We start from the raw sequence: 21,927 nt of genomic DNA, 5'->3' as shown, positions 1-21,927 counted from the left end.
CATCCCGCCTGCGTAGAGGCTGATGATCATGCCGTCCAGGCCATCGAGACGGCGCTGCCCCTTGGGCACCAGCATCGGCGTGAACGTCCCGTCCCGGTCCCGGGGGACGGCCAGATCGACGTCCCCGATCTGGGTCGCCACGGTCTTCGGGCTGGTCCCGTTACGCGAGTTCGGGTGCTCGGCAGCGTCCGCGTCGCCACGGTCGTAGCCCACGTGCTCGGTCAGCTCGGCACCCAGACCCCGCTCGAGCGCGGCCTTGAGCATCCCGCCGAGCAGGCCCTGCTCACCCGTGAGCGGCTCGCCGGCATCGATCTTGGCGAAGATGTCGTCCAACGCTCCAGAGCCCTTCAGACCGTCCGCGATCTCCTTCTGCCGCCGTCTGCGTTCCGCACGCTCCGGACTCTCCTTGGTCATGGTCACAGCATGTTCTCCTTCGAACGCTGACCCCACCCCTTACACAAACCATCTGACACGCCCGCGGGCCTGGAGGCAAAGATCGCGGCCCTGACCGAACAACGCGATCGGCTGGCCCGGGCACGCGCCGGACACCACGTCGGGCTCTCGAGGACAGCAGCAGCTCTGAGCCTGACGCCCGCCGACATCCCGGTGACCGTCGTGGTCGCCCATCTCCTCCGGGAGCATCCGCAGACCGAGGTTCTCACCGATGCACTGCTCGACCCGCAGGTGCGGTCGGAGCTGGTGGCCCTGCAGGAGCGCTTCGACGCCATCGACGAGGCCACCTCCGACGGCGAGCTCCGCGAGCTCATGTCGCAGGCACAGTCACTGGTCGGCGAGGTCGCCGCCGGACTGCCGTCGCTGACCGAGGAGCAGCTGCAGGTCATCCTCGACCTGGCCGAACGCGACCTGAACGACCGGCAGAAGGACTTCCTGCGCAGTGAGATCAGGCCGCCGTCATAGCGGCGGAGGTCGGGTCGCCCACGACCCCTCCGGGAGATCCGGCGTCGGCCCCTCCCGCGGAGGCTACGGATCAGCGCCGACACCGTTGTGCCGCGGGCGCGACGGGTGGAGGCTGACCGCATGAGCATCCCGGCCAACTTCGTCATCGTCACCCTCGGTGTCGCCGACCTCGCGCGGAGCATCGCGTTCTACCGCGCACTCGGGTGGGAGCAGCGCGGGGACAACGATGCGGTCATCACCTGGTTCCGTACATCGGGCACGTGGGTGGGCCTGTTCGGCTACGAGGACCTCGCCGCCGACGTCGGCATCCCCGCCGGTCCGCCCCCGCCCTACCGCGGTGTCACCCTCGCGATCAACGTCAACTCTGCCGAGGAGGTGGACGCCGCGCTCGCGCACGCGACCGGCGTCGGCGCCCGCCTCGTCAAGGAGCCCGAGCTGGTGGAGTGGGGCGGCTACTCGGGCTACTTCGCGGACCCGGACGGGCACCTGTGGGAGGTCGCGTTCAACCCGTTCTTCCCGGTGACGGACGACGGCACGATCGAGGTTCCGGCCCGACGGTGAGGCGTCGGGTCCGGTCTGCCAGACATGCGTAGACAAGTACGGACATGAGGCGATACGGTCCACCCACGATTCGCTGACGAATCAGCACTCACCGTGGAGGGCACATGTCCAGATACCTGCTCGGCATCGATGCCGGGACGTCTGTCATCAAGGCTGCCGTGTTCAACGAGACCGGGACGGAGATGAGCCGAGGTGCGGGCAACGTCCCGATCATCTCGCCGGACCCGGACAGGGCCGAGGAGGACATGGACACGGTCTGGGCGGCCGCCGCCAAGGCCATCCGGGACGCCATCACCGGCTCGTCCGTCCGTCCGCAGGAGATCGTGGCCGTGTCGGTCACCGGTCAGGGGGACGGCAGCTGGCTGATCGGCAAGGACGGCAGGCCGGCCGGCAACGCCATCCTCTGGACGGACGGGCGCACGGGCAAGGTCATCGACACCTGGTACGAGGACGGCACGGTCAGCAGGCAGTTCGACACGAGCGGGCTCGGCCCGTACGCCGGTACCGCATCGGCGATCCTGCGCTGGCGACTGGAGAACGAGCCGGAGATCCTCGAGGGAGCCACGCAGCTGTGGTGCAAGGACTGGGTCGAGTACAACCTCACGGGAGACGTGTCGACCGACGCCTCCGACGCGAGCCTCGCCGGCATCGACGTCCGCACGCGGACGTGGTCCGACCACGTGCTGCGGACGTGGGGCATCGACGGCATCAAGGACGTCCTGCCCCCGATCAAGGCCGCGACCGACCTCGCGGGTGAGGTGACGACGCAGGCCGCCGGCCAGACCGGGCTCGTCGCGGGCACCCCCGTCTACAAGGGCCAGATGGACATCACCGCCTCGTCGCTCGGGGTCGGCGTGGCCCGGCCCGGTGACTGCATGGCCGTCATCGGGACCGCCGGCATCGTCACCGTCGCCACCGACTCCCTCGAGAACGGGTTCGCACCGGCCGACTCCGGCTGGGTGATCCCGCACAGCCCGGACACGTGGATCCGGTCGATGGGCATGAACTTCTGCACCCCGAACCTCGACTGGTTCCTCGACGAGCCCGGCAACGTCCTCCGGCTCGAGGCGCGCACCCGCGGCATGGAGCTGTTCGAGTACCTCGACGACGTCCTCGCCGACACCCCCGTCGGGGCGCGCGGCCTCATCTTCCACGGGTACCTCGCGCCGGGCGGTGAGCGGGCGCCGTTCGTCAAGCCCAGCGCACGCGGCTCCTTCTTCGGGCTGCGCGGCTCGCACACCCGGCACGACATGCTCCGTGCCGTCTACGAGGGCGTCGCCTACGGCATCCGCGACTGTCTTGACTCGATCCCCACCACCGTCGAGACGGTGCGGATGGCCGGAGGCGGGGCGAACTCCGAGTCCTGGTGCCAGATCTTCGCCGACGTCCTCGGTCGCCGGATCGTGGTCCCCGCGGGCACGGAGTTCGGCGCCAAGGGGGCGGCGATCGTCGCCGGCGTCGGGTCCGGTGTCTTCGAGAGCTATGCGGCGGGAGTCGACGCCACGGTGACGATCGTCCGGACCTACGAGCCCGACCGCGCGAAGACCGCGGTGTACGACCGGTACTTCGCCCTCTACCGGCGCACCCGCGAGGCGCTCCAGCCACTGTGGGACGACCTGCAGGACGTCACCGCCCTCGAGGTCTCGTGACGGCACAGCACAGGCGAGAGGTCGCGGCCGCCGCCTCGGGCGGCGAGCTCGAGCACCTCGAGTACGGGGTCGACGCGGGTGCCCGGGCCGGCGAGGTGCTCGCCGCGCTCGGGGCCCGGGGCACGGTGGCGGTGCTGGCCGACACGGTGCCCAAACCCACCGGCGACGGCGACCTCCTGGAGATCGCGGTGGCAGCCGTCCGCCGCGCCGGGTACGACGTCGCGCGGGCGACGCCGTGCACGGGGCCGCACGGCGTCGTCCTCGACGAGTCCACCGTCGACGAGGCGGCTGCCGCGCTCGCCGGTGCCGGCGCCGTGGTGTCGGTCGGCTCCGGCACCGTCACCGATCTCGCGAAGGCCGCGACGCCGACCGGGGTCCCGCTCGTCGCCGTGCAGTCGGCGCCGTCCGTCAACGGATACGCCGACCCGCTGAGCGTGCTCGTGCGCGGCGGGGCGAAGTCGACGGTGCCGACCCGGTGGCCGAACGCGCTGCTCGTCGATGCCGGCGCGCTCGAACACTCGCCCGACCTGCTCGTCGGGGCCGGCGTCGGCGACGCCGTGGCCGTGGCCTCCTCGGTCGCCGACTGGGTGCTCGCCGCCCGGCTCGGCGCCGGCGGGCCCGCCGACCCGGCGGTGCTCGCGGACCTGCTCGGCGCCGTCGCGGACCTCCGCACGGGCCGGTCGGCCGACGGGTCGATGACCGCGCTCGTCGACGCCCTGACCTACGGGGGCCTGTCGATCGGGGTCGTCGGCAGCACCGCACCGCTCTCGGGCTGCGAGCACCTGACGAGCCACATCCTCGACATGGCGGCGATGGCCGCCGACGCCCCGCACGACCTGCACGGCCGGCAGGTCGGTGTCGCCACGGTCCTGTCCACGGCCCTGTGGCAGGAGGCCCTCGAGCGCGACCTCGTGCGGATCGACGACGCGACGGCCTTCCCCGACGACGTCGAGCACCGGGTCGAGCGCACGTGGCGCGTGGTCGACCCGACGGGCCGCCTGGGTGCGACCTGCCGGGCCTCGGTGGGGGAGAAGGTCGCGGCCTGGGAGCAGGGCCGGGCGACGCGACGCCCGCTCGACGACGCGTTCCTCGATCGGCTCCGCGCGCTGCTGCGACCGCCGGAGGAGGTGGCGGCCACACTGCGCGCGTGGGGCGCGCCCACCCGGTTCGGCGAGCTCGAGCCGGCCGTCGCGCCCGAGCGCGCCCGCTGGGTCCTCTCCGCCCTGCCGTTCATGCGCAACCGCGTCACGCTCGCGGACCTGCTCGTCATGAACGACGCGTGGGACGACGACCTTCTCGACGCCGTCCTCGACCGCGCCGCACGGGCCGGGGGTGGTGCGTAGCCCGACCGTCCGTTCCCACCCGCTGCACCGCGCCCCCGCCGCGCAGCCTCCAGGACCCAGCTTCCACGACCCGGCCCTCGGGCATCGACGCCCGGCCACCCCTCACCGAAGGACTGACGATGACGAAGCTTGTGAACAACCCCGACGACTTCCCCCGCGAGCTGGTCTCCGGGTTCGTCTCCGCGAACAGCCGCCACGTGCGCGCGGTCCCCGGCGGCGTCGCCCGCGCCACGCGGTCGACCCCCGGCAAGGTCTCCGTGCTCGTCGGCGGCGGCACCGGCCACTACCCGGCCTTCATGGGCTGGGTCGGCCCGGGCATGGCCGACGGTGCCGTGACCGGCAACATCTTCTCCTCCCCGTCCGCCTCCCAGGCCGTGAGCGTCGCCAAGGCCGCCGACCACGGCGGCGGGACGGTGATCTGCTTCGGCAACTACGCCGGCGACGTCCTGCACTTCGGGGCGGCCGTCGAGCAGCTCAAGGCCGAGGGGCACCAGGCCAGCGTGCTCGTGCTCACCGACGACGTCGCCTCGGCCGGGCCCGACGAGAAGTCCAGGCGCCGGGGCATCTCCGGCTTCGTCCCCGTCTTCAAGATCACCGGAGCCGCGGCCGAGGCGGGCCTGGACTTCGACGGCGTGTGCCGCGTGTTCGACAAGGCCAACGAGGCGACGCGCACGCTCGGCGTCGCCTACTCGGGCTGCACCCTGCCCGGCTCGAAGGAACCCCTGTTCAGCGTCCCCGAGGGGCGCCTGTCCCTCGGCCTCGGCGTCCACGGCGAGCCCGGCATCGACGAGATGGACATGGGCACCGCCGACGAGGTCGCCCGCCTGCTCGTCACCGAGCTGCTCAAGGAACGCCCCGAGGGGGCGGACGGCCGGGTCGTCGCCCTGCTCAACGGGCTCGGGACGGCGAAGTACGAGGAGCTGTTCGTCACCTACAACGGGGTGCGCGACGCCCTGGAGGAGGCCGGCGTGACGATCGTCGACCAGGTGGTCGGCGAGCTCGTCACCTCGCTGGACATGGGCGGCGTCTCGCTCACCCTCGTCTGGCTCGACGACGAGCTCGAGAAGTTCTGGCTCGCCCCCGTCGACACCCCCGCGCTCAAGCTCGGGTCGATGGCGCAGCACGAGGTGCTCAGCGAGGAGGAGCGCGCCGTCGCCGAGGACGAGGTGGCCGCGATCCCCGAGTCCGACGACGCCTCCCGCGCCGCCGGGGCGGTCGCCGTCGACGCCATCTCGGCCATCGCCGATCGCCTGCGACGGGAGTCCGACGAGCTCGGCCGTCTCGACGCCGTCGCCGGGGACGGCGACCACGGCATCGGCATGTCGCGCGGCGCGACCTCGGCCCTCGCCGCCGCCCGGGCCGCGTCCGAGGCCGGCGCCGGCCTGAGCACGGTGATCACCCGCGCCGGGCAGGCGTGGTCCGACGACGCGGGCGGCACCTCCGGCGCCCTGTGGGGTGCGATGATCCTCGCCGCCGGCGGCAGCCTGAGCGACACCGGCGCGCCCGCCTCGGACGACGCCGTCGCCGCCCTGCGCGCCGCCTCCGACGCGCTCCTGCGGGTCGGCGGGGCCGAGCTCGGCGACAAGACGATGGTCGACGTCGTCGTGCCCGTCGTCGATGCCTTCGAGAAGGCCGTCGCCGACGGCGCCAACCCGGGATCCGCCTGGTCCCGGGCCGCCGTCCAGGCCCGGCAGCTCGCCGAGCAGACCGCGCCGATGCGGCCGAGGATCGGCCGCGCACGCCCGCTCGCCGACCGCTCCGTGGGCACGCCGGACCCCGGCGCCGTCTCCGCGGGCATCGTCGTCGACGTCATCGCCGAGGCGCTCGTCAGCTGACCGAGGCCCCTTCCTCCCACCCGTCGTCCCGCCCGAAAGGACCCGACCCGTGCTTCCCGAGAGACTGACCGGTTTCAGCTCGAAGAGCTACCTCACGCTCGAGCAGGCCGAGGCATGGATCGAGACCGTGGCACGGGGCCTGGGGATACGTCGGGGTGCGGGGGAGGGGACCTACATCTGCGTGCCGTTCCCGCTCGTCGAGCGTTTCCGGGACGCGCTCGGACCGCTGGGCACCGAGATCGGCACCCAGGACGTCTCGGCCTTCCCCGCCGGGCCGTACACGGGCGAGGTCACTGCGGAGCTCCTCGCGGCGCTCGGTTCGCGCTACACGATGGTCGGCCACCCCGAACGGCGCCGTCACCTGGGGGAGTCCGAGCAGGTCGTGCGGGCGAAGATCGAGGCGGCCGTCGACGCCGGCATCGTCCCGATCCTCGTGTGCGGGGAGACCACCCGCGACGACGACCCGGTCCCCGCACTCACCGAGCAGGTCGCCACCTACTTCGGCGGCCTGCCCGACGGCGCCGAGGTGATCGCCGCCTACGAGCCCACGTGGGCGATCGGCCAGCCCGAGCCGGCCCCCGCGCAGCACGTCGCCGCCACGGTCGAGGCGCTGCGCGGGGTCCTGGAGGCGACCGTGTCCTCGTTCCGGATCGTCTACGGGGGTTCGGCCGTGCCCGGGACGTACGCCGACATCGTCGCCGCGGCCCGGAACCGCGCGCAGGAGCCGGACGGGATCTTCCTGGGGCGCGGGGGGCTCGACCCCGCCCAGTTCCTCGCGAGCGTGGACGAGGTGCGGGCGAGCGCCCCGAGCCCCTGACCCGGCGGTGCGAAACGGTGCCACAGAGTTGTATGGACATGTATAGTCCAAGAGGTCGGGCAACGTTCGGGTCGGCTCGACGCCGCGCCGGCACCGGCGCCATCGGGAAGGAACTCCAATGACCATCGCCAAGACGCTCGATCTCGTGCGGGCCGCCCGCGAGGGCGGGTACGCGGTCCCCGCGGTCAACATCGTCGACGACCACTCGATCCGCGCCGTGGTCGACGCGGCCGAGTCCGTCGGCTCGCCCGTCATCCTCCAGACGTCGGTGAAGACCGTGAAGCTCATCGGCGCCGAGCAGCTCGCCTTCGCCGCGCACGCCGCGGCGCGCAACGTGTCGGTCCCGGTCTCCCTGCACCTCGATCACTGCCCGGACCGCGCGGTCATCACCGAGTGCATCCGGCACGGCTGGGACTCCGTCCTGTTCGACGCCTCGGACCGCCCCCTGGAGACCGCCTGGGCGGAGACGACGGAGGTCGTCGCCGAGGCGCACGCGGCCGGCGTCGCCGTCGAGTCGGAGATCGAGAACATCATCGGGGTCGAGGACGGCGTCGGCTCCGACGAGGCCGTGCACGCCTACACGGTCGACCAGCTGATCGAGGTCGCCGAGGACACCGGGGTCGACACCCTGGCCCCGCAGCTCGGCACCGCCCACGGCCTGTACACGGCGTCCCCGGAGCTGCGCGTCGACCGGGCCGCCGAGCTCGTCTCGAAGACCGAGGTGCCGATCGTCCTGCACGGCGGCACGGGCCTGACCGAGGCGGACTTCCACGCGTTCATCGACGCCGGCGTGGCCAAGATCAACATCTCCACGGCGCTCAAGCTCGCCTACATGAAGGGCGCGCAGGCGCACCTCGCCGAGTGCGAGCGCACGGGCAAGTGGGAGCCGGTCAAGCTCTTCGCCGCGATCGCCGAGGACGTGGCGAAGGTCCTCACCGAGCACGCCGAGATCTTCCGCTCCGCGGGGAGGGCCGCGTGATGGCCCGCGCGCTGATCCTGGACTGCGACGGCGTCCTCGCCGACACCGAGCTCGACGGTCACCTCGTCGCCTTCAACCAGACCTTCGAGGAGCTGGGCCTGCCCTTCCGCTGGAGCGCCGAGGAGTACGCGCGGCTGCTCAAGGTCGGCGGCGGCAAGGAGCGCATGCGCGCCTACCTCGCCGAGCACCCCGAGCTGGACGTCGCGTCCGCGCCGGACGTCGACGAGACGGTCGCCGCCGCGCACCGGCGCAAGAGCGAGATCTACGTCGAGCTCGTCGAGGCCGGGGCGCTGCCCGGCCGGCCGGGCGTGCGCCGCCTCATCGGGGAGGCGCTCGACGCCGGTTGGAAGGTCGCCGTCGCCTCGACCTCGGCCGAGAAGAGCGTGCGCGCCGTCCTGCGGTCCGTCGTCGGGGAGGACCTCTACGCGCGCGTCGACGGCGTGTGGGCCGGGGACGTCGTGCCCGCGAAGAAGCCCGCGCCGGACATCTACGAGCTCGCCGTGCGCGAGCTCGGGGTCGAGCGCGGCGAGGCCGTCGTCGTCGAGGACTCCGAGGCGGGCGCCAAGGCCGCCGCAGCCGCGGGACTCACCCACGTCGTCACGCTCAGCCACTTCACGCGCGACGACGACTTCCCCGCGGCCTCTGTCGTCGTCGACCACCTGGGCGAGCCGGACGACGCGACCGCCGTGCGTGCGGGCGCGGACGTGCTCAACCTCGGGGTCGTCGACGTCGCCTCCCTCGAGGCGCTGCTCCTCGCCCCCTGAGGCGGTCGGGCGAGATGGGGGTCAGATCTCGTACTCGAAGGTGAGCCGCACCTTGTCGCCGCGGAACGTGACCTTGGAGTACTCGAACCGCTGGCCCGACGGCGTGGAGATCTCCTGGCGCAGCACGAGCAGGGGAGCGTTGCGCCCCACGCCGAGCAGCTTCGCGTCGGCCGGGCTCGGCGTCCCGGACTCCAGCGTCTCGACGATGCGCCCCATGACCAGGTCGTAGTGCTGCTCGAGGATGACGCACAGCTGCTGCTGGGCGGCGTCGTGCTCGAGGAGGTCCTCGGCCAGGCGCTGGGGGATGTAGGACTCGTGGAGGCTGATGGGCTCGTCGTCGACCGTGCGCAGCCGGCGGATCTTGTGCACCGGGGCGCCGTCGGGCAGGGCGAGCCGCTCGGCGAGGTGGCGGTCGGCGACGACGAGCTCCTCGCTGAGCAGGCGGGTGCTGGTCGTGTACCCCATCTGCTCGAGCTGTTCGCGGATGCCCTTGTAGGACGGCGAGCGCGTGGCGATCTTGCTCGGCGCCACGAACGTCCCCTTGCCCTGGACGCGGAAGAGCAGGCCCTCGTTGACGAGCTGGGCGAGCACCTGGCGGGCCGTCATCCGGGAGATCCCGTACAGCCTGTTGAGCTCGTTCTCCGACGGGATCTTCTCGTTGGACTGCCACTCGCCGGCCTCGATCTTCTCGCGCAGGATGTTCGTCAGCTGCACGTACATCGGGATGGGGCCGGTACGGCTGAGGGTCTCGGTCATCTCTCGGTTCCAGTTCTACGGCCCACGACGGCCGGGCAGGACGTGTCCTTACAGGTCAAGCGTCACGCACTCCTTACAACTTGTCTAGAGATGTATAGTGAAGGTAATGTCGCGCTCGCGACCGAGGCGGCCGCGGTGCCGGGGCGACCCGGTTCCACGGGCCTCCTCGGAACGCCATGCTACGGCCAGGCGGCGGCGTGCGACCGGCCAACGACGGCACCACGAGCAGATCGAGAAGAGTGCACCATGCCAAAGAAGACAGCTCTCGAGCCTTCGGTCGACTGGGTCGAGCTGACCAGCACGGACGACGACTGGGACGCGATCGACCCGGACGTCCTGGTCGCGATGGCGACCCAGCTCCACCTCGTGCGGGCCTTCGAGGAGGAGGTGCTGGACCTCGCGGGGCAGAAGCTCATCAACGGTCCGGCGCACTCCAGCATCGGCCAGGAGGGCGGGGCCGTCGGCTCGATCTTCCCGCTCGTGGGCGCCGACCACATCAACGGCTCGCACCGGGGCCACCACCAGTTCCTCGCCAAGGCGTTCGGTTTCGTGCGTCCCGACGGGTTCGACCTGCGCGACGGCGTCCCGGACGACATCCGCACCGTGCTGCGCCGCAGCCTCGCCGAGATCGCCGGCCTCGCGCAGGGCTACTGCCGCGGGCGCGGCGGGTCGATGCACCTGCAGTGGAAGGAGGCCGGCGCGATGGGCACCAACGCCATCGTCGGCGGCGCCGTCCCCTTCGCCTCCGGGTTCGCCTGGGCGAACAAGCACGCGGGCTCCGACAACGTGTCCGTCACCTACTTCGGCGACGGCGCAGTCAACATCGGCTCCGTGCTCGAGACGCTCAACCTGGCCGCCGCGTGGAAGCTCCCGGTGTGCTTCTTCATCGAGAACAACCAGTACGCCGTCTCGACCACGGCCGAGGAGGCCACCGGCGAGCCCCGGCTCTCCGGGCGCGGCCCCGGCTTCGGCATCCCCAGCTGGAAGGTCGACGGCATGGACACCGTCGCCGTCTACCTGGCCATGCAGGAGGCCCTCGAGGTCATGCGCTCCGGCGGCGGCCCCACGGTCATCGAGGTCGACACCTACCGGCACTTCCACCAGAACGGCCCGTTCCCGGGCAGCGCCTTCGGGTATCGCTCGAAGGAGGAGGAGACCCACTGGAAGGACCGCGACCCGATCCGGCAGATGGACGCCCAGCTGCTGCGCCGCGGCATCCTCACCGAGGACGAGACCGCGGCCCTCCGGTCGAGCGCCAAGAGCACGATGGCCGAGATCTCCGCCGAGCTCGTCGAGCCCGACCCGGACGGCAAGCCGGGCACGCAGCGCATCCGGCCCGAGCTGTGGCCGGACACGGACTTCATCGACGTCGGCATCCGCGGCCCGGAGGACCTCGGGTCGGCCAAGGTGCGCGAGACCGCCGACTTCGGCCCCGACGAGGTCGAGGACCGCAAGTTCGTCGAGGTCGTCGCCGAGGTCATGCACCGGCGGATGTCCGAGGACGAGTCGATCATGGTGCTCGGCGAGGACGTCCACAAGCTCAACGGAGGGTCCCGCGGCGCCACGAAGGGCCTGGCCACCGACTTCCCCGACCGCGTGCTCGGGACCCCGATCAGCGAGGCCGCCTTCACGGGCCTCGGCGGCGGCGTTGCGCTGGACGGTCGCTACTACCCGGTCGTCGAGCTCATGTACGCCGACTTCATCTGGGTCGCGGCCGACCAGATCTTCAACCAGATCGGCAAGGCCCGCCACATGTTCGGCGGCGACCACGACATGCCGCTGCTCATGCGCATCAAGATCGGCACGGGCACCGGCTACGGGTCGCAGCACTCGATGGACCCCGCCGGCATTCTCGCCACGTCGGTCGGCTGGCGGATCATCGCGCCGTCGACTCCGCTGGAGTACGTCGGGCTGCTCAACAGCGCGATGCGCCTCAAGGATCCGGTCGCGGTGCTCGAGCACGACGCCGACCTGTACAAGACCGAGGGGCCCGCGCCCGTCGACGACCTCGACTTCTGCCTCCCGGTGGGCCAGGCCGCCGTGCGGCGCACCGGGTCCGACGTCACGGTCATCAGCTACCTGTCGATGGTCCGCCGGGCGCTCGAGGCCGTCGAGACCGCCGGGGTCGACGGCGAGGTCATCGACCTGCGCTGGCTCGACATGGCGAGCATCGACTGGAGCACGATCGGCGAGTCGATCCGCAAGACCAACCGCGTCGTCATCGTGGAGCAGGGGCCGATCGGCACCTCCTACGGGGGCTGGCTGAGCGACGAGATCCAGCGCCGCTTCTTCGACTGGCTCGACGCCCCGGTCACCCGCGTGCACGGCAGCGAGTCCTCGCCGAGCATCTCCAAGATCCTCGAGCGGGCCGCGCTGGCGTCCACGGACGCCATCGTGTCCGCACTCAGGTCCGTCTGACCCGCCACCGACGAGAGAGGGCGAGAACTCATGGCGAAGTTCCTCCGGATGCCCGGCGTCTCCGCCGACGCCGACGCCGCGATACTCAGTCAGTGGTCGATCGAGGCCGGGGCCACCGTCGCCGCCGGCGACGTCGTGGCCGAGGTCGAGACCGAGAAGGCCGTGGTCGACATCGAGGCCGACGACGCCGCGGTCGTCCACACGCTCCTGGTCGACGGCGGTGCCACGGTCGGGGTCAGCGACCCCATCGCGGTCCTCCTCGACGTCGGCGAGGACGCCTCCGCGGCCGAGGACCTGCTCGCGCAGCTCGGCGGCGCGCCGGCCGGTGGCGCAGCGCAGGGCGACGACGCGAGCCCGGGGGCCGCGAACGAGGCCGCCCCGAGCGGTTCCGCCCCGACGGACGTCGAGGTGCCCGCCGAGGCGATCGCCCCCGAGACCGACGCCGACGGGGCCGAGCCCGCCGCGCTGCCCGCGGCGGCGGACGCGCAGGCCGCGTCGGGGCAACCGGCGCCGGCCGAGGCGGCTCCCACGGCCCCGGCCACTGGGCGGGGGACCGGCGGCAACGAGCACGGGCGGATCTTCTCCAGCCCGATCGCCCGGAAGATCGCCCGGGAGAACGACCTGGACATCCGTGCGCTCACCGGGACCGGTCCGGGCGGCCGTATCGTCCGCAAGGACGTCGAGGCCGCGCTGTCGCAGGCGAGACAGCAGGCGGAGGCACCCGCCGCCGCAGCTCCGTCGGCAGCAGCGGCACCGGCGGGACCCGCCGCGGCGGGTGCGCAGGGGTACACGGATGTCCCGCACAGCCGGCTGCGCCGGTTCGTGGCCGCCCGCCTGCAGGAGAGCAAGCAGGTCGCCCCGCACTTCTACCTGCGCGGCGACGTGCGCGTGGACCGGCTGCTCGCGCTCCGCGCGGAGATCAACGAGGGCGCACCGGTGCGGGTCTCGGTCAACGACTTCTTCGTCAAGGCCGTCGCCCGCGCGCTGCAGGACGTCCCGGACGTCAACGTCACGTGGGCGGACGACTACGTCCGGTCCTACGAGCGCTCCGACGTCGGCGTCGCGATCGCGAGCGACAAGGGCCTCGTCACCCCGGTGATCCGCGGGGCCGACCAGCTCCCGCTCACGACCGTCTCCGCCCGGGTCAAGGACTTCGCGCAGCGGGCGAACGAGGGTCGTCTCAAGCAGGACGAGCTCGAGGGCGGGTCGTTCACCGTGACGAACCTCGGGATGTTCGGCGTCGACGAGTTCTCCGCGATCATCAACCCGCCCCAGGCGGGGATCCTCGCGGTCGGCGCCGCGCGGAAGATCGCGGCCGTCACCGACGAGGGTGGGCTCGAGCCGGCGACCGTCGTCGGACTCACCCTGTCGGTCGACCACCGGCCCGTGGACGGGGCGTTGGCCGCCACCTGGTTCGCCCGGCTCCGCGAGCTCCTCGAGAATCCGCTGACCATGCTGGTGTGACGGGTGGACATGGCGAGGGGCCCGACCGACCGGTCGGGCCCCTCGCCATGCTGCCGTGTGCCGGGCGGTCCGCTCAGCGGACCTGGAGCACCACCTTGGCTCCCCGTCCGACGAGCTCCATCCCGCGCTCCCACTCCTCGAGCGGGAGCACCTCCTCGACGACCGCACCCGGGTCGACCGCGCCTGAGGCCATGAGGCGGAGCGCCGTGCGGAAGCTCGAGGCGCGCTTGCCGCGGGACCCCACGACCTCCAGCTCGTGGTTGGTCACCCGGTCGATGTCGAGCGTCGGCGGGGTCCGGTAGAAGGCGAGCAGGACGATCCGGCCCCCGCGGCGCAGCAGCGGCGGCAACGACTCGATCACGCCCTCGCCGCCGCTGCACTCGAAGACGCTGTGCGCGCCGTAGCCGCCGGTGAGCCGGGAGACGAGCTCCGGGAGGTCGGTGGTGTCGGCGTCGACGGCGTGCTGGATACCCGTCCGACTCGCCGCGGCGAGCTTGTCCGCGTGCCGCGCTCGGCCCACGAGGACGACCGTGGCGCCGACCGCCCGGGCCACCTGGGCGGTGAGCATGCCGACCGCCCCCGGGCCGACGACGACCACCACCTCGCCGGCCAGGGAGGGGCTCTGCTCGACGACCCCGTGCACGGCGACCGCCGTCGGCTCGGTGAGCGCCCCCACGACCTGCGAGACGTTCTCGGGCAGCGCATGCAGCGCCCGGGACGGCATGACGAGCTGCTCGGCGAGCCCGCCGTCGGTGGTGGTGCCGATACCGAGCCGGTGCGGGCACCGGTTGTACTGCTCGGCCCGGCAGTACGCGCAGCGCATGCACAGGTATGCGTCGGTCTCGACCGTCACCCGGTCGCCCACCGCGAGGTCCGGACGGTCCGCGCCGGCACCGATCTCCGCGACGGTGCCGGCGACCTCGTGGCCGAGGATGCGCGGCACACGGAAGTCGTGACCGCCCTCGATCGCCGCCCGGTCGGTGCCGCAGACCGCGACGGCGTCGACGTCGAGCAGGACCGTGCCCGGGGCGAGGGTCGGTGCTGGCACGTCGCGCAGCTCGACGTTCCCGGGGCCGGACGCGTACTTGACCAGTGCGCGCATCTGAGTGCCTTCCTGCTGAGTGCCTTCCTGGTCAGGACCGGGGGCGGTTCCAGCCCTTGGTGAGCTCGACCGCCCGCTGCCAGCCTTCGTAGAGCGAGTCGGCCTGGTCGCGGGACATGGTCGGCTCGAAGACCTGGTCGACCTCCCACTTCGACTCCAGCTCCTCGAGGTCGGCGTAGATGCCCGTCGAGAGGCCGGCGAGGAGCATGGCGCCGAAGATCGTCGCCTCGGCGTTCTTCGGGCGCACCACCGGGATGCCGAGGATGTTCGCCTGCATCTGGCACAGCAGGTTGTTGCGTACCGCGCCGCCGTCGACGCGCAGCTCGGAGATGCTCACCCCGAGCTCGCCCTTGGCGGCCGCCTCGACGACGTCGCGGGTCTGGAAGACCATCGACTCCACGGCGGCGCGGATGACGTGCAGCCGCGTGGTTGCGTTGCTCATGCCGATGATCGCGGCGCGGGCGTGCGGGTCCCAGTTGGGGGCGGCGAGTCCGGTGAACGCCGGGACCAGGTAGACGCCCTCGGTGCTCTGCACCTGGCCGGCGTACCACTCCGAGTCCGGTGCCGAGTGGATGAGCTGCAGGTCGTCGCGCAGCCACTGCATCGTCTTGCCCATGGCGAACAGGACGCCCTCGATCTCGTAGGTCGTCTCCCCGCCGATCGTCCAGCCCACGGACGGGGTGAGCCCCTCGATCGGGCGCGGCTTCGAGCCGGAGTTGATGTTGAGCACGCCGGCCGTGCCGTAGGTCATCTTCGACAGGCCCTCGCGGTAGGCGGCCTGACCGAACAGTCCGGCCTGCTGGTCGCCGAGGTTGGAGCCGATCGGCACCGGCGCGCCGAAGGTGGCGCTGATGTCGCCGAAGACCTCGCCGCTGGAGGCGATGCGGGCGAGCATGTGGCGGGGGATCCCGTAGTGGCCGAGGAGCTCGTCGTCCCAGTCGAGCGTCTCGAGGTTCATCATCATGGTCCGCGACGCGTTCGACGTCTCGGTGACGAACTCCTTGCGGCCGGTGAGGTTCCAGATCAGCCAGGTGTCGACCGTTCCGGCGAGCAGCTCGCCCGCCTCGGCGCGCGCCTGGGCGCCGGGCACCTGGTCGAGGATCCAGCGGATCTTCGACGCCGTGTAGTAGGCGTCCGGGATGAGGCCGGTGCGCTGCTGGATGAGGTCGCCGAGGCCGTCGGCGACCCACCTCTCCACGACCTCCACCGAGTGGCGGGAGGCCCACACGATGGCGTTGTAGATCGGCTCCCCGGTCTCCTTGTCCCAGACGATGCCGGTCTCGCGCTGGTTGGTCAGCCCGACCGCGCTGAGGTCGGAGGGCTGCAGGTTCGCGTCCCGGAGCGCCGCACGGATCGACTCGAGCTGCGTACTGAGGATCTCCTTGGGGTTGTGCTCGATCCAGCCCGGTCGTGGGTACTGCTGGGTGATCTCCGCCTGGGCGAATCCCACCACGTTGGTGTCGTCGTCGATGACGAACGCCCGTGCACTGGTGGTGCCCTCGTCGATCCCGAGAATGTACCTGGCCATGCTCACTCACCTCATTGTCGATGGCGGTCGCCTCGTTGCGTCCGAACGCAAGGTAGGTGCGTCCGACCTGGCATGTCAACGCCTGTCTATGGTTGTCTAGGCGCAGGAGCGACGGCCTAGCCTGTCGTCGTGGGAGTGACCAAGGAGGTTCACATGCTCGCCCCAGAGACCCTGGCCGGCGTCCGCGCCGTCGGGCTCGACGTCGACGGCACGATCTCGCGGGACGACCACACCGTCTCGGCCCGGACCGCGGCGGCGATCTCCCGGGTCGCCGAGCTGGGCGTGCCGGTGTTCCTGCTGACCGGTCGCGCGCGGCGCAACACCCTCGAGCTCGCCACGCGGCTGGGCCTGACCAACCTCGTGGCGAGCAACAACGGCTCCATCACGTTCGACCCGGTCACCAACGCCGACGTCGCGCTGCGCCCCATGGACCGCGGCGAGGTGCGCGACCTGCTCGACCTCGGCACCGAGCTCGGCCTCGAGGTCACGTGGTGGACGACGACGGACATCTACGTCAGCCGCGAGGGCGACTGCGCGGACATGCTCCGGATGCTCGGGGAGGACGGCGTCGTCGTCGGTGACACGAGCTCGGTCCCGCCGGTGGTCACCAAGACGATGCTCTTCGGCACCGCCGCGCAGCTCGACGCCGCGACCCCCGTGATCCTTGCCAGGAACCCCCGCGGCACACGATCGATGGACGAGTTCTTCGAGTTCGTCGCCGAGGACGCGAACAAGTGGCACGCCCTCGAGGACCTGCTCGGGCGGTACGGCATCGCGGCCGGGGCGGTCCTCGGCATGGGCGACGGCGGCAACGACGTCCCCTGGCTCACGCGCATCGGCATCCCGGTCGCGGTCGGCAACGCCCGCGAGGAGGTCAAGGTAGTAGCGTCCGCGGTCGCCCCCGCCAACAGCGAGGACGGGGTGGCCGTGGTGCTCGAGGCGCTCGCGGACCAGCTGAGCGGCGAGCTGACGGCGAGGAGCCCGCGATGAGCGACGTCGGCGCGTCCTACGTCCTGTGGATCGACGCCGGCACGGACCCGTACGAGGTGGTGCGTCGGTTCGCCGTCGGGCAGTCCACCGGCACCTGGCTGCCGGTGCCCGGCCTGACCGACGAGCTCCGAGCGGCGCACGAGGCCCGCGTGCTCGACCTTCAGCCGGTCCCCGCCGCCGACCTCGTCGACAACGGGTCGGCCGGCAGCTGGTACCTGGCCACCATCGCCGTGCCGTCGGTCAACGTCGGCGACTCGATCCCGCAGCTGCTCACCACGGTCATCGGCAACGACGCGTCGACGTCGGTCCAGGCCAAGCTCGTCGGGCTCGACCTGCCGCCCGACCTGCTCGCCCGGTTCGCCGGCCCGCGCCACGGGATCGACGGTCTGCGCGAGCGCGTCGGCATCCACGACCGCCCGCTCCTGCTCAACATGGTCAAGCCGTGCACCGGGCTGACCCCGGAGGCCGGGGCGGAGATCGTCCACCGCACCGCGCTCGGCGGCGTCGACCTCATCAAGGACGACGAGCTGCTCGGGAACACCGAGTTCTCCCCGGTCGTCGACCGCGTCCGCGCCTACACCGCGGCCATCGACCGGGCCGCCGACGAGACCGGTCGGCGCGCCCTGTACTTCGTCAACGTCACCGACCGGCCCGACCGGATGCTCGACACCGCCCGGCGGGCCGTCGACGCCGGCGCCGAGGGCGTGATGGTGGCCTACGCGAACGCCGGCTACGGCTCGATGCAGGCGCTCGCCGAGGCCGTCGAGGTCCCGGTGCTGGGCCACTTCGCCGGCTCTGCGCCGTACTACGAGAACCCGACGACGGGCATGTCCTCGGACCTCGCCAACGGCCTGCTGCCACGACTGGCCGGGGCCGACCTCTCGCTCGTCAACACCCCGTACGGCGGCTACCCGATCTCACCCGTGGCCTACCGGCGCACCGCGGCCGAGCTGACGTCCGACCGCCCGGGACTGCGCCGCACCGCGCCGATCATCGGCGGTGGCGTTCACCCGGGGACGGTCCGACGCTACGTCGACGAGGTCGGCGCCGACGTGGTTCTCGGCGTCGGGGGTGCCATCCAGGGCCACCCCGGCGGAGCGGCGGCCGGGGTGCGGGCGATGCACGCCGCGATCGAGGCCGCCGTCGCCGGGCTGGACGTCCACGAGGCGGCGGCCGAGGACGACGACCTGCGGGTCGCGATCGAGCGCTGGGGCACGCTCGAGCCGTAACCCCTTGCCGCTTCCGCTGCCCAAACTGCGAGTACGGGCTGCGGCGGGAGAGCCGCCGAGGACCTGCCGCTGGTCAGTGCGTGACGGTCGTCTGCTGGTAGAGCGCCAGCCGCGTCTCACCGTCGACCACGCAGTAGTGGCTCGCCATGAGGGCGACGAAGGGCGTCTCGTCGCCCTGACGGGACGCCGTCGCCGTGTAGACCAGGGCGGCCGACCGCTCGCCCGTCGGCACGACGCGCGCCCCCGTGAGGGAGTAGGAGGACCACGGAGGTGACTCGTCGAGGGACCGCGCGACGGTCGCCCGGTCGAGCACCATGCCGTTGACGAGGATCATCACGGCCTCGGGAGTCATCAGCTCGCCGTAGAAGCTCCCGCCGGTCGAGCTGCACAGGGCGTCCCAGCCCCGATGCTCGAGGGCGAGCAGGTGGTCTGTCGTGAGAGTGCTCATGGTCAAGGTTAGGCCTGTACGAGACCACATCCACCCCTGAGGTGCCGTTCAAGACGACGGGAAAGCAGGAGTGCGCGTGTCCTCCACCCGGCGCCGGCGTGGCCAGAGATACCTCGGCCGGCACGTCGTCGAGCCGACGCCCTCCGGAAGGGGGCGCGACGTAGTCGTGCAGCACGTTCCAGGAGGTCAGGCCCGCGATGTCGGTCCGGTGAAGGTTCGAGAGAACCCCGAGAGCTCGCGCGTCGAGATCGTAGGCAAGGTTCGCACAGTGCTCGACCTCCGACGGGTCTGGCTTCTGAAGCATCGTCGACCGGATGCTGCGCGATCAGCGCCATTACGCTCGGCGAGAGCACGGCGGCCCGCTGTGCCGAATACGCAAGGGAGACAGATGACGCCGAACGACGGGGTGGACGGTGTGCGCAGCGGTTCGCGTGCCTCGACGGGTTCGGTCGGTAGCGCGCTGCGCCTTCTCGAGATGTTCCGGGGCCAGCAGGTCGTACGGGTGACTGATGCCGCGGCCGAGCTCGGCGTCGCGCGGTCGACCGCCCATCGGCTCCTTCAGGTGCTCAGCGCACACGACTTCGCCGTCCAGGACGAGGGACGCGCATACCGCCCGGGGCCCGCCCTTGTCGGTCTTGCCGTCACGCTCGTGGACGGTCTCGACCTGCGGTCCGTAGCAGCCCCGATCATGGTCGACCTCGCTCAAGAGCTGGGCGAGACCGTGCACCTCTCGGTGCTGCAGGGCACGCAGATCCTCTTCGTCCACTCCGTGGAGAGCTCGCGCACCCTCCGAGTCGGCATACGCACGGGCGGCACCCTGCCGGCCTACGCGACGGCCGCCGGACGCGTCGCGCTTGCGTTCCTTCCCGACGACGACGATCGACGTCGTCCGCCCCGATCCGGTTGGACGGCTGTGACGAGCCGGACCATCACCGACGCTACACGTATCGAGCACCTGCTCGACGAGGCTCGCGACCGTGGTTACGCGACGAGCTTCGGAGAGACGGAGGAGGACGTCGCGTCCGTGGCGGTCCCGGTGCTGGACGCTGCTGGCGCTCCGCTCGCTGCCCTTGCCCTGTCGGCGCCGCCCGCGCGTCTCCGCGAGGACATGGCGCCCACTCGAGCCGCAGTCCTCGCAACAGCCGCCCGGCGCATCGGCGAGTTGCTGCCCGCCGGACGCTGACCTACACCCGGAACGTTTCCAGTAGCGACGCCGGGAACAGGTCCTCCACCGCGAGCCGCCGTTCCGTCAGCCGCTGCTCGTGGGTGTATGAGAGAAAGGCCTCGAGAGTGGTGCGGTTGGCTGCCACGCCGTAGGGCCAGAAGTCATCCCCGACGACGGAGGCAGCCTGTCTCGCCCTGTCGGCGCCCCACGGCAGCGGGAACTGCGGTGCGGTCGGGTCGAGCAGCCGAGCGAGGCTGTTGTTCTTCGCCCTCGTGAAGGCCGACACGAGGTTGCCCGCCACCCATGGGTGGCGCTCGTGGACGGTGGCGTCGAGGACTGCCACGTGCATGATCGGGAAGATCCCGGTGCGAGTGAAGTACTCGGCCTCCACGGTCGCGCTGTCGCTGAACAGCTGCACGAGCTTCCCACTTCCGTCGGTGGCGCCCTCCGGCGGGTGCGGCACGATGATCGCGTCGAGCTCGCCGTCGATCAGTAGGTCGTTGAGCGTGCGTTCCCGCTCCGGGCGGATGCGGATTCCCTCGGGCACCTGGACCGGAAGGGTCTCGATCCGTCCAGGTGCGTTGATCCCGCCCTGCACCCAGTCGATCACCGTGAGGTCCAGGCCGAACTCGTGCTGGAGCAGCGCGCGCTGATAGATCGTGGCGGTGACGGTCCACTCGGGGAACCCGATCCTCGCGCCGGCAAGCCGTTCGGGCGCGTCCACCGGGCCGTCGGCTGCCACGAAGATGCCCGAGTGGCGGAACGCGCGCGACGGAAACACGGGCAGCCCGACGAGCGAGTCGTCCCCGCGACTGCGTAGGGCGACGAACTTACCCATCGAGAGCTCGGAGACGTCCCATTCCCGATGCCGGGTGTGCCGGAAGAAGATCTCCTCGACGGGGTGGTGGACCGTGCGCAGCGAGACGCCCTCGACGCGCACCCGTCCGGTCGCCAGGTCGCGGATCTGGTCGGAGTCGTTGATGGCCAGGGTGAGCTCGACCGGCCCGGCGACGGCGCTCACACGAAGCTCGATCCTGCGTCGAGGACGAGGCTCTGGCCGGTCATGGCGCGAGCCGCGTCGCTCGCGAGGAAGACCGCAGTGCCGGTGATGTCGTCCGGTCCAAGCCGCCACTTGAGCGACTGTGCGGCGAGGATCCCCTCGTTCGGGCCCGGCGGGGCGGAGGCGCGTTCGATCCCGGTGTCGACCGAGCCCGGCAAGATCGAGTTGACCGTCACGCCGTGGGTCCCGAGCTCGCGGGCGAGCGACCGGGTCATGCCGATGACGCCGGCCTTCGACGTCACGTAGTGCAGGTAGAGCGGCCGTCCGTTCAGCACGGTCCCGGACGACACGTTGATGATCGATCCGCGCCGCTGCGCGCGCATGACCGGTGCGACCGCGCGGGTCGTGAGGAACATTCCGGTGAGGTTGACGTCGAGCACCCGACGCCACTCGTCGGCGGCAATCTCCTCGAACGGCTTCATCGTCAGGCTCGAGAACACCGCGGCGTTGTTGATGAGGGTGTCGATCCGGCCGAACTCATCGAGCACCCGGCGAAGGGCGATCGCGACGGCCTCCTCGTCGGTGACGTCGACCTGTATGGCGAGGGAGCCGTTCCCGAGGCCGGCGAGCTCCGCGGCCACGGAACGCGCCGCCCGCTCGTCGACGTCCGCCACGGCCACGGCTGAGCCGGCGTTCGCGAGCGCATGGGCGAACGCGCGGCCGATGCCCTGCCCGCCACCGGTGACGATCGCTGCCTGCCCCTCGAGGGGCAAGGGCGGTGGCGCGCCCGTGCGAGCGTCGCCGCCCGATGCGGCGTCGTGCGTCGTCGCGGTCATGGTGTCTCCCGTCGTTGAGCGGTGCTGTGGCGGCGTCGCTCAGATGTGGTTGACGTCGCTGTTCTCGATGCGTACGGTAACGCATGTTCGTTCAAGCGGTACAAGGTTCGGTCTAGCCGAACAGA

Annotated in this window: 20 protein-coding genes; 13 read left to right on the top strand and 7 right to left on the bottom strand. The window is 71.6% G+C overall.

Features of this window, described 5'->3' with window-relative positions:
* A partial coding sequence (locus ACPYO4_RS09410) for a transposase (protein ID WP_425708967.1) occupies window positions 1–414 on the bottom strand: 414 nt, incomplete at its 3' end.
* Window positions 415–606: 192 nt separating this feature from the next.
* On the opposite strand from ACPYO4_RS09410, the gene ACPYO4_RS09405 reads away from it, so the two are divergent.
* From ACPYO4_RS09405 to ACPYO4_RS09370, 8 genes are all read left to right on the top strand, one after another.
* Window positions 607–918, top strand: a complete 312-nt coding sequence (locus ACPYO4_RS09405) for a hypothetical protein (protein WP_425708966.1) — start codon at window positions 607–609, stop codon at window positions 916–918.
* Between the two features lie 120 nt (window positions 919–1,038).
* Entirely contained in the window at window positions 1,039–1,479 is a 441-nt protein-coding gene (locus ACPYO4_RS09400) for a VOC family protein (RefSeq protein ID WP_425708965.1), read from the top strand.
* 104 nt (window positions 1,480–1,583) lie between these two features.
* Window positions 1,584–3,128 (top strand): FGGY family carbohydrate kinase, encoded by a 1,545-nt coding sequence (locus ACPYO4_RS09395; protein ID WP_425708964.1) that lies wholly within the window; start codon window positions 1,584–1,586, stop codon window positions 3,126–3,128.
* Entirely contained in the window at window positions 3,125–4,471 is a 1,347-nt protein-coding gene (locus tag ACPYO4_RS09390; RefSeq protein ID WP_425708963.1) for an iron-containing alcohol dehydrogenase, read from the top strand. The genes ACPYO4_RS09395 and ACPYO4_RS09390 overlap by 4 nt, the downstream gene beginning before the upstream one ends.
* 119 nt (window positions 4,472–4,590) lie before the next feature.
* Complete coding sequence (locus ACPYO4_RS09385; protein ID WP_425708962.1) at window positions 4,591–6,306, top strand: dihydroxyacetone kinase family protein; 1,716 nt, start codon at window positions 4,591–4,593, stop codon at window positions 6,304–6,306.
* A 49-nt stretch (window positions 6,307–6,355) separates the two neighbouring features.
* Entirely contained in the window at window positions 6,356–7,123 is a 768-nt protein-coding gene (locus ACPYO4_RS09380; protein WP_425708961.1) for a triose-phosphate isomerase family protein, read from the top strand.
* Between the two features lie 118 nt (window positions 7,124–7,241).
* Window positions 7,242–8,102 (top strand): class II fructose-bisphosphate aldolase, encoded by an 861-nt coding sequence (locus ACPYO4_RS09375; protein WP_425708960.1) that lies wholly within the window; start codon window positions 7,242–7,244, stop codon window positions 8,100–8,102.
* Window positions 8,102–8,866 (top strand): HAD-IA family hydrolase, encoded by a 765-nt coding sequence (locus ACPYO4_RS09370; RefSeq protein WP_425708959.1) that lies wholly within the window; start codon window positions 8,102–8,104, stop codon window positions 8,864–8,866. The genes ACPYO4_RS09375 and ACPYO4_RS09370 overlap by 1 nt, the downstream gene beginning before the upstream one ends.
* Window positions 8,867–8,887: 21 nt before the next feature.
* On the opposite strand, the gene ACPYO4_RS09365 is transcribed toward ACPYO4_RS09370, so the two are convergent.
* On the bottom strand, window positions 8,888–9,622 hold the full coding sequence (locus tag ACPYO4_RS09365; protein ID WP_425708958.1) for a GntR family transcriptional regulator: 735 nt from the start codon (window positions 9,620–9,622) through the stop codon (window positions 8,888–8,890).
* Between the two features lie 246 nt (window positions 9,623–9,868).
* Here ACPYO4_RS09365 and ACPYO4_RS09360 point away from each other — a divergent pair, with 246 nt between their 5' ends.
* Window positions 9,869–12,040 carry an alpha-ketoacid dehydrogenase subunit alpha/beta gene (locus tag ACPYO4_RS09360; protein WP_425708957.1) on the top strand — a complete coding sequence of 724 codons (2,172 nt, stop codon included), beginning with the start codon at window positions 9,869–9,871 and terminating at the stop codon, window positions 12,038–12,040.
* A gap of 30 nt (window positions 12,041–12,070) precedes the next feature.
* Entirely contained in the window at window positions 12,071–13,504 is a 1,434-nt protein-coding gene (locus ACPYO4_RS09355) for a 2-oxo acid dehydrogenase subunit E2 (protein WP_425708956.1), read from the top strand.
* Window positions 13,505–13,577: 73 nt separating this feature from the next.
* On the opposite strand, the gene ACPYO4_RS09350 is transcribed toward ACPYO4_RS09355, so the two are convergent.
* Window positions 13,578–14,606: a zinc-binding dehydrogenase gene (locus tag ACPYO4_RS09350; RefSeq protein ID WP_425708955.1), complete on the bottom strand. Its 1,029-nt coding sequence runs from the start codon at window positions 14,604–14,606 to the stop codon at window positions 13,578–13,580.
* Between the two features lie 31 nt (window positions 14,607–14,637).
* Window positions 14,638–16,134, bottom strand: a complete 1,497-nt coding sequence (gene glpK / locus ACPYO4_RS09345; RefSeq protein WP_425708954.1) for a glycerol kinase GlpK — start codon at window positions 16,132–16,134, stop codon at window positions 14,638–14,640.
* A 153-nt stretch (window positions 16,135–16,287) separates the two neighbouring features.
* Here glpK and ACPYO4_RS09340 point away from each other — a divergent pair, with 153 nt between their 5' ends.
* Window positions 16,288–17,124, top strand: coding sequence for an HAD hydrolase family protein (locus tag ACPYO4_RS09340; RefSeq protein ID WP_425708953.1), 837 nt, complete (start codon window positions 16,288–16,290; stop codon window positions 17,122–17,124).
* Entirely contained in the window at window positions 17,121–18,353 is a 1,233-nt protein-coding gene (locus tag ACPYO4_RS09335; RefSeq protein ID WP_425708952.1) for a RuBisCO large subunit C-terminal-like domain-containing protein, read from the top strand. The genes ACPYO4_RS09340 and ACPYO4_RS09335 overlap by 4 nt, the downstream gene beginning before the upstream one ends.
* Before the next feature lie 73 nt (window positions 18,354–18,426).
* Here the strand turns inward: ACPYO4_RS09335 and ACPYO4_RS09330 are convergent, their stop codons facing one another.
* Entirely contained in the window at window positions 18,427–18,801 is a 375-nt protein-coding gene (locus ACPYO4_RS09330; protein WP_425708951.1) for a nuclear transport factor 2 family protein, read from the bottom strand.
* 388 nt (window positions 18,802–19,189) lie between these two features.
* Between ACPYO4_RS09330 and ACPYO4_RS09325 the strand changes: the two genes are divergently transcribed.
* Complete coding sequence (locus ACPYO4_RS09325; RefSeq protein ID WP_425708950.1) at window positions 19,190–19,984, top strand: IclR family transcriptional regulator; 795 nt, start codon at window positions 19,190–19,192, stop codon at window positions 19,982–19,984.
* A 1-nt stretch (window position 19,985) separates the two neighbouring features.
* Here ACPYO4_RS09325 and ACPYO4_RS09320 read toward each other — a convergent pair whose 3' ends face one another.
* Complete coding sequence (locus ACPYO4_RS09320; protein ID WP_425708949.1) at window positions 19,986–20,987, bottom strand: hypothetical protein; 1,002 nt, start codon at window positions 20,985–20,987, stop codon at window positions 19,986–19,988.
* On the bottom strand, window positions 20,984–21,802 hold the full coding sequence (locus tag ACPYO4_RS09315) for an SDR family NAD(P)-dependent oxidoreductase (protein ID WP_425708948.1): 819 nt from the start codon (window positions 21,800–21,802) through the stop codon (window positions 20,984–20,986). The genes ACPYO4_RS09320 and ACPYO4_RS09315 overlap by 4 nt, the downstream gene beginning before the upstream one ends.
* Window positions 21,803–21,927: the final 125 nt, after the last annotated feature.

Origin of the sequence: Georgenia sp. Z1491, assembly GCF_049856175.1 — a bacterium.
Classification (GTDB): domain Bacteria; phylum Actinomycetota; class Actinomycetes; order Actinomycetales; family Actinomycetaceae; genus JB111.
The sequence above is the reverse complement of the archived record's forward strand: the minus strand, read 5'-3'. Positions and strand labels throughout refer to the sequence as shown.